7 protein-coding genes are annotated in these 7466 nt (G+C 64.8%); 2 read left to right on the top strand and 5 right to left on the bottom strand.

Translation table 11 applies throughout. The features are described from left to right. On the top strand, nucleotides 1–302 hold a 302-nt coding region (locus tag DL899_RS12895), incomplete at its 5' end, for a transposase (protein WP_162685573.1). 61 nt (nucleotides 303–363) lie between these two features. Here the strand turns inward: DL899_RS12895 and DL899_RS12890 are convergent. Then, nucleotides 364–1053 (bottom strand): polysaccharide deacetylase family protein, encoded by a 690-nt coding sequence (locus DL899_RS12890; RefSeq protein WP_111734763.1) that lies wholly within the window; start codon nucleotides 1051–1053, stop codon nucleotides 364–366. After that, nucleotides 1050–2342: a nicotinate phosphoribosyltransferase gene (gene pncB, locus DL899_RS12885; RefSeq protein WP_111734762.1), complete on the bottom strand. Its 1293-nt coding sequence runs from the start codon at nucleotides 2340–2342 to the stop codon at nucleotides 1050–1052. Before pncB ends, DL899_RS12890 begins: the two co-directional genes overlap by 4 nt. Before the next feature lie 180 nt (nucleotides 2343–2522). Here pncB and DL899_RS12880 point away from each other — a divergent pair, with 180 nt between their 5' ends. Next, nucleotides 2523–3557, top strand: coding sequence for an NAD-dependent epimerase/dehydratase family protein (locus tag DL899_RS12880; RefSeq protein WP_204355308.1), 1035 nt, complete (start codon nucleotides 2523–2525; stop codon nucleotides 3555–3557). A gap of 12 nt (nucleotides 3558–3569) precedes the next feature. Here DL899_RS12880 and DL899_RS12875 read toward each other — a convergent pair whose 3' ends face one another. The 3 genes from DL899_RS12875 to serA all read right to left on the bottom strand — a co-directional run bounded on the left by DL899_RS12875 (nucleotide 3570) and on the right by serA (nucleotide 7435). Beyond that, complete coding sequence (locus tag DL899_RS12875) at nucleotides 3570–4745, bottom strand: acetyl-CoA C-acyltransferase family protein (RefSeq protein ID WP_111734760.1); 1176 nt, start codon at nucleotides 4743–4745, stop codon at nucleotides 3570–3572. A 281-nt stretch (nucleotides 4746–5026) separates the two neighbouring features. After that, nucleotides 5027–5635, bottom strand: a complete 609-nt coding sequence (locus DL899_RS12870; RefSeq protein WP_111734759.1) for a dimethylsulfonioproprionate lyase family protein — start codon at nucleotides 5633–5635, stop codon at nucleotides 5027–5029. A 204-nt stretch (nucleotides 5636–5839) separates the two neighbouring features. Next, nucleotides 5840–7435: a phosphoglycerate dehydrogenase gene (gene serA / locus DL899_RS12865; RefSeq protein ID WP_111734773.1), complete on the bottom strand. Its 1596-nt coding sequence runs from the start codon at nucleotides 7433–7435 to the stop codon at nucleotides 5840–5842. Nucleotides 7436–7466 lie beyond the last annotated feature (31 nt).

The following is a 7466-nucleotide window of genomic DNA, read 5'->3' as shown; positions in this document are numbered from 1 at the left end:
TGGCCGATAACCTGCCCAGTCCAAAAGTGCTGCTGGCAGATCGCGGATATGACGCCAACAGCATCAGGGCGGGTATGGAAGAGCGCGATGTCCTGCCGGTCATCCCGATGCGCAAGTCACGAAAAAAACGCGTCGGTGTGGACCGTTCGCTCTATCGCCTGCGCAACCTGGTCGAGCGGTGCTTCAACAAGCTCAAGAACGCCCGACGCGTCGCAACACGCTACGACAAGACGGCCGAAAGCTTCTTGGGCTTCATCGACATCACCTCTATCCGCCTTTGGCTCCGTCATTTGTCAACATGAGCTAAGATCGAAAAATCTGATTGATGTTAGCGGTGGTCGAAACGGCCCCGATAAAGCACTATCATCCCACCTCCCCCAGCGTCACGAACCCCAGCTCCCGTTCCTTTACCGCCGTCAGGAACCGGTGCAGGTCGTCGGGCGTGGAATAGTATCCCGGCCCGCCCGCATCTGCGCGGATGTCGTGGCCGGCGAATACCCCGGTGCCGCCTGCATGCGCGATGGTGTCCAGCAGGCGTATCTGGTGGTCCCAGCCGGGAAGGGCGGCGTGGCTGAAATCGCAAAAGCCGATGCAATCGACCGTCTTGTCGGGGCCGATGCCCTGATAGATGCGCGCGCCCGGATCGTCGGGGTTCAGGCTGCGCGGCCCGGCGGCACGGGTAACGGCAAAGCGGCGGGCGGTCTCGGCCCGGGTTTCCGGCGTCGAGGCATGATAGGGGCTGGCGAAACTCGCCGCCGGAAAGCCCAGCGCCCGATGCGTGGCAATATCGGCGTCGATCTCGTGTTCCAGCCAGTGGGCAAGGCCGTGCCGGCGCAGATACGGCCCCAGCCGGGGGTGCGTGCGGGAATGGCAGGCAATCTCGTGCCCGTCATCCTGCAGCGCGCGCAGCTTTGCCACCTGGCGTGGGCGGGCCTGGTGCAGCTTGCAGACGCAAAAGGTGACGCGCGCGCCGAACTCGGCAAAAAGCGGCCGCGCCGCGTGCCAGTTGCCTGCGAAAAGGTCGTCGAATGTCAGGGCGACGGCGCCTGTCAAACAACCACCTCCAGCGCCTCCTGCTCGCCGACGCCGAAGACGCGCTTGTAGCGGGCGATCTCGTCCGCCGGGCCCATCGCCTTTCTCGGGTTGTCCGACAGCTTGACCGTGGGCCGCCCCTCGGCCGCCACTGCCTTGCAGACCAGGCTGAAGGGGGCCAGGCTGTCATCCTTGGTCAGGCCGCGGAAATCGTTGGTCAGCAGCGTTCCCCAGCCGAACGACGGCCGGCAGCGCCCGGCAAAGCGGGTCTGCAGCTCGATGATCTTGTCCACGTCCAGCCCGTCGGAAAAGATGATCATCTTCTTGCTCGGGTCCTCGCCCCGCGATTTCCACCATTCGATGGCGGTCTCGGCCCCTGCTGCCGGGTCGCCGGAATCGATGCGGATGCCGGTCCAGCCCGCCAGCCAGTCGGGGGCATTTTCCAAAAACCCTTTGGTGCCATAGGTGTCAGGCAGGATGATACGCAGGTTGCCGGAATGCTCTTCGTGCCAGTCGGCAAGCACCTTGTAGGGCGCTTCGCGCAGTTCCTCGTCGGTGTCGGCCAGCGCGGCATAGATCATCGGCATTTCATGGGCGTTTGTGCCGATCGCCTCTAGATCGCGGTTCTTGGCGATCAGACAGTTCGAGGTTCCGACGAACTTTTCGCCCAGCCCCTCGTACATCGCCCGAACGCACCAGTCCTGCCACAGGAACGAATGCCGGCGGCGGGTGCCGAAATCGGCGATGCGCAGTCTCTCGACCTCTCGCAGGCGCTCGACCTTTTCCCACAGCTTGGTCATGGCGCGGGCATAAAGCACCTGCAACTCGAACCGGCGCATATCGTGCAGCACGGCACGGCCACGCAATTCCATCAGCACGGCCAGCGCGGGAATTTCCCACAGCATCACCTCGGGCCAGGACCCCTCGAACGTCAGCTCGTACTGACCGTCGCGGGTTTCCAGCGTATAGGGCGGCAGGCGCAGCCCCTCGAACCAGTCCATGAATTCGGGCGTGAACATCTGCCGCTTGCCGTAGAAGGTGTTACCGCGCATCCAGGTGCTTTCGCCGCGGGTAAGCGAGAGCGTGCGAATATGGTCGAGCTGCTCGCGCAATTCGCCCTCATCCACCAGCTCTGCCAGGCGGAATTGCGGATTGCGGTTGATCAGCTGAAAGGTGACCTGGGTGTCGGGCTTGCTGCGAAACACCGACTGGCACATCAGCAGCTTGTAGAAATCGGTGTCGATGAGCGACCGCACGATGGGGTCGATCTTCCACTTGTGGTTCCAGACGCGGGTGGCGATGTCGACCATGAACGGGCTCCGATGGGCAATGCCGGTCAGGTTAAAGCAAAGGGAGCGGGGGCTGGCAAGGCGGCTCTTGATTCATGTCATTTGGCCGTGGCCCGCCGGGGGCGTAAAAAAGGATATTTCAGATCGGCGGTACGGCATGATCGGGGCAAGGCAGACAGGCACAATCGAAAGGGACAGATCGTGAAATTTCTGGTCACCGGCGGCGCCGGGTTCATGGGCATCAACCTGGTGCGTTTCCTGCTGGAACGCGGGCACGAGGTACGCAGCTGGGACATCGCGCCCTTTACCTATCCCGAGGTCGACCGCATCGAGGTGCTGCAGGGCGACATCCGCGACGAGAGCCTGCACGAGCACGCCTTTGACGGGATCGACGTGGTGGTGCATTGCGCTGCCGCGCTGCCGCTGTGCGACCGAGGCGAGATCATGTCGACCAATGTCGAGGGCACGCGCATGCTGTTGCACACGGCATCCGCGCGGGGGATCGGGCGGTTCGTCCATGTCTCCAGCACCGCCGTCTACGGCATCCCCGACCATCACCCGCTGGTCGAGGATGACCGCCTGGTGGGGGTCGGCCCCTATGGCGAATCCAAGGTGTTGGCCGAACGCGAATGCGAAGAGGCCCGCACCAAGGGCCTGTACCTGACGGTGCTGCGGCCGAAGTCCTTTGTCGGGCCAGAGCGGTTGGGTGCGTTCGAGCTGCTTTACGATTTCGCCGCCGACGGGCACAATTTTCCTGTGCTTGGGTCGGGGCGGAACCGGTATCAGCTGTTGGACGTGGACGATCTGAACGCCGCGGTGCTGCTGGCCGCCACCGCCGAGGCGGAGTTGGCGAACGACACCTACAACGTCGGCGCGGTGCGTTTCGGGTCGCTGCGCGAGAGCTTTCAGGCCGTGCTCGACCGGGCTGGCCACAGCAAGCAGGTGATTGGCCTGCCGGCGACGCCCGCCATCTGGACCCTGCGGGGGTTGGAGGCGGTGGGCCTCTCGCCGCTATACAAGTGGATCTACGAGACCGCCGGCAAGGACAGTTTCGTCAGCACCGACAAGATTGCCGACCGCCTGGGATGGCAACCGCGCTTTTCCAACGAAGAGGCGCTGCTGCGCAACTATGACTGGTACCTTGCCAACCGCGACCGGATCGCGGCGCAGACCGGCGTCACCCACCGCGTCCCGTGGAAGCGCGGCGCGCTGCGGCTGATGCGGCTGGTGATCTGAGCAGCAGCGCCGTCAGAGACGTTCCAGCGCCAGCGCGATGCCCTGGCCGCCGCCGATGCACATGGTCACCAGCGCCCGCTTGCCGCGCGTGCGTTCCAGTTCGTATAGCGCCTTGACGGTCAGGATCACCCCGGTCGCCCCCACCGGATGGCCCAGCGCGATGGCGCCGCCATTGGGGTTGACCTTTTCAGGGTCCAGGTCAAGGGCGCGACTGACGGCGATGGCCTGGGCGGCAAACGCCTCGTTCGATTCGATCACGTCGAAATCGTCCGCCTTCAGGCCGGTCCGTTCCAGCAACTTCTGCACCGCCGGCACCGGGCCGATGCCCATCTCGTCGGGCGCTACGCCGGCATGGGCATAGCCCACGATCCGCGCGCGCGGGGTCAGGCCCGCCGCCTCTGCCGCCTCGGCCCGCGCCAGCACCACCGCCGCCGCGCCGTCGTTGATGCCGCTGGCGCTGCCGGCGGTCACGGTGCCGTCCTTCTGAAAGGCGGGGCGCAGGCCGGCCAGCGCCTCTGCCGTGGTCGTCTTGGGGTGCTCGTCGGTATCAAAGGCGACGGTGTCGCGCCGCACCCGCACCTCGACCGGCTCGATCTGCGAACGGAAATGCCCCTCGGCGATGGCGCGGGCGGCCCGGCGCTGGCTTTCCAGCGCAAAGGCGTCCTGGTCTTCGCGGCTGATCCCGTGGCGGGCGGCGACGTTTTCCGCCGTCACCCCCATATGGCCCGACCCGAAGGGGCAGTTCAGCGTGCCCAGCATCATGTCGAGCGTGCGCACATCGCCCATCTTGGCGCCCCAGCGCTGATCGGGGACGATAAACGGCGCGCGGCTCATCACCTCGGCGCCGCCGGCAACGGCGAAATCGGCATCGTTCAGCAAAAGCGCCTGCATCGACGACACCACCGCCTGCGCGCCTGACCCGCACAGTCGGTTGACGTTCATCGCCGGGGTGGTTTCGGGGATGCCCGCCTCTATCGCGGCGACGCGCGACAGGTACATGTCGCGCGGTTCGGTGTTGATCACGGTACCGAACACCACATGCCCGATCCGGCCGGGTTCGACACCCGAACGTTCCATCGCCGCGCGGGCGACATGGGCGCCCAGCGCGGTGGGCGGCGTTCCCGCCAGCGCCCCGCCAAAGGTGCCGATGGCGGTGCGGGCGCCATCGAGAATAACGATATTGGTCATGGCGGAGTTCCTTTCGGTCAGGGTCGTCTGGAAATAACGCCGCGCGACGCGGATGCAAATCGAAACGCGGCGTCGGCATCATGCACACACCACCGCACCGGTGCAAGCAGCCATGCGGTGAAACCGACAGCGATATATCCGTTGCAAATTGCGGCGTTCTGCCGCTTCGTTTTCGCGGCGTTCACAAAACCGGAGATCTCGACGATGAGGGGGCTGGCACCCCGGTTCATGCTGTGCGGCGTGATCGCGCTGCTGATCGCGGTGGCACGGGGTCATTCCTGTCAGGCGGCAACCCCAAAGGCATCGTGTCCGTGATGGATGCGGTAGCTGTCGATCCCGATATCGCCAGACCAGCGCCACAGCGCGACGACACCCTCGGGCCCGGTCTCGCAGGCATGGGGCAGATAGGTGGAATGATGTACCGAATGCCCCGGCGTCATCTCGCGCTGCGCATCCCCCGCCGTCCAGAGCGCCCGGCCGGCGATGATCACATAGGTTTCCACCGCCGCATGGGAATGCAGGCCATAGCGCGTCTCGGGCCGCTGATAGTAGAGCCCGGCGCGCAGGGTGGGGCAGACCAGCGGGCCGTCAGGACCCAAGAGGTCGGCAACGCGGTAAAGGCTGTTGTCCTTGGGCGAGATGCGCGCGGCGACGGGGTTGCGCCCCCAAGGCAGCGCGTCATGGGCCGCCAGCGCCGCATGCGCCACCTCCAGCGGTGATGTCGCCAAGAGCGCACGGATGGCGTCGCTGTCATCCTCGGCCAGTTCCGGCGCTGCCTCCAGCCCCGCAAACGCCGCCAGGGCGTCGGCGGTCTCATCGGCACAGGTGCGGTTCTCGGCCCGAAATACGGCCGCTATTTCGGCCAGCAGACGGCGGGTGTGGTCGTGCATCGTTCTCTCCCGAACCGGGGGCAGGACAGGAATTTCCACGATGCTAGGTGATTCTATTGATCCCCGATTTTCCGACTGCGACCGCCATAGTCGTTTTCAAAGCGCCTGTTTGCGCCATTATGTCGTTTTTGAACGCATCCCATCAGACAAGAACCGCCGCCCCGAACGGGGCGGCGGCGTGTCCGTCATACGGGTTTTTGCAAGTCAGGCGACGTCGAATGCCAGCGGGCGGACCTGCTGGAACATGTCCGACGACTCCAGCTCTGCGATCACCTCGGGCGCGACCGGTGCGTCGACGTAAAGCAGCGCTATCGCCTCGCCCCCCGGACCGGCCCGGCCAAGGGTAAAGTTGGCGATGTTCACGCCATGCTTGCCCATCGTCTCACCCAACATGCCGATGATGCCGGGTTCATCGCGGTTGGTGGTATACAGCATGTGCCGCCCGATCTCGGCGTCGATGTTGATGCCCTTGATCTGGATGAACCGCGGCTTGCCGTCGCTGAACACCGTCCCCCCGATCGAGCGCTCGCGCTTGCCGGTAACGACGGTCAGCTTGATATACCCCTCAAAGGCGCCGGACTTGTCCTGCTTGGTGGTCGAGATCTTGACGCCCCGCTCCTTGGCCATCACCGGGGCCGAGACCAGGTTCACCTCGGGGTTGACCGATTTCATGATGCCGGCGACGGCGGCACAGGTCAGTGCATCGAGGTTCATCTCGCTGACGACACCGTCGTAAAGGATGTTGATGGCCTTGACCGGCTCATCCGTCATCTGGCCGATGAAGCTGCCCAGATGGTCAGCCAGCTTGATCCAGGGGCCCATCACCTTGGCCTCTTCTGCGGTCACCGAGGGCATGTTCAGCGCGTTCGTCACGGCCCCGGTCAGCAGGTAATCCGACATCTGTTCGGCCACCTGCAGGGCGACGTTTTCCTGCGCCTCGGTGGTGGCTGCGCCCAGATGCGGGGTGCAGACCACGTTGGGCAGACCGAACAGCACGTTTTCGGTGGCCGGCTCGACGCTGAAGACGTCGAAACCCGCGCCCGCCACATGGCCGGATTTCAGCAGTTCGGCCAGCGCCTCTTCGTCCACCAGGCCGCCGCGGGCGCAGTTGATGATGCGCACGCCCTTCTTGGTCTTGGCCAGGTTCTCGGCCGACAGGATGTTGCGGGTCTGGTCGGTCAGCGGAACGTGCAGGGTGATGAAATCGGCCCGCGCAAGCAGGTCGTCCAGCTCGACCTTTTCCACGCCCATCCTGTCGGCCTTTTCCTCGGACAGGAAGGGATCGTAGGCGATGACCTTCATCTTCAGCCCGCGGGCCCGGTCGCAGACGATGCCGCCGATATTGCCGGCGCCGATCACGCCCAGCGTCTTGCCGGTCAGTTCGACCCCCATGAAGCGGGATTTCTCCCATTTGCCGGCATGGGTCGAGGCGCTGGCCTCGGGCAGTTGGCGGGCCACCGCGAACATCATCGCGATGGCGTGCTCGGCGGTGGTGATCATGTTGCCGAAGGGCGTGTTCATCACGATCACGCCCTTGCGCGACGCGGCCTCCTTGTCGACGTTGTCGGTGCCGATCCCGGCGCGGCCGATGACCTTGAGCCGGTCAGCGCGTTCCAGCAGCTTGGCTGTCACCTTGGTGGCAGAGCGGATGGCGAGGCCGTCATAATCGCCGATCACCTCGGCCAGCTTTTCCTTGTCCTTGCCCAGCTCGGGGCGGAAATCGACCTCGATACCGCGGTCGCGGAAGATCTGCACTGCGGTCTCAGAAAGCTTGTCGGATACGAGTACCTTGGGAGCCATGTTCATTGGTCCTTTGAATGGATTTGTCGGA

It is taken from the genome of Roseovarius amoyensis (assembly GCF_003260265.1).
Lineage (GTDB): Bacteria > Pseudomonadota > Alphaproteobacteria > Rhodobacterales > Rhodobacteraceae > Roseovarius > Roseovarius amoyensis.
This window is presented reverse-complemented; position numbering and strand designations above follow the sequence as displayed.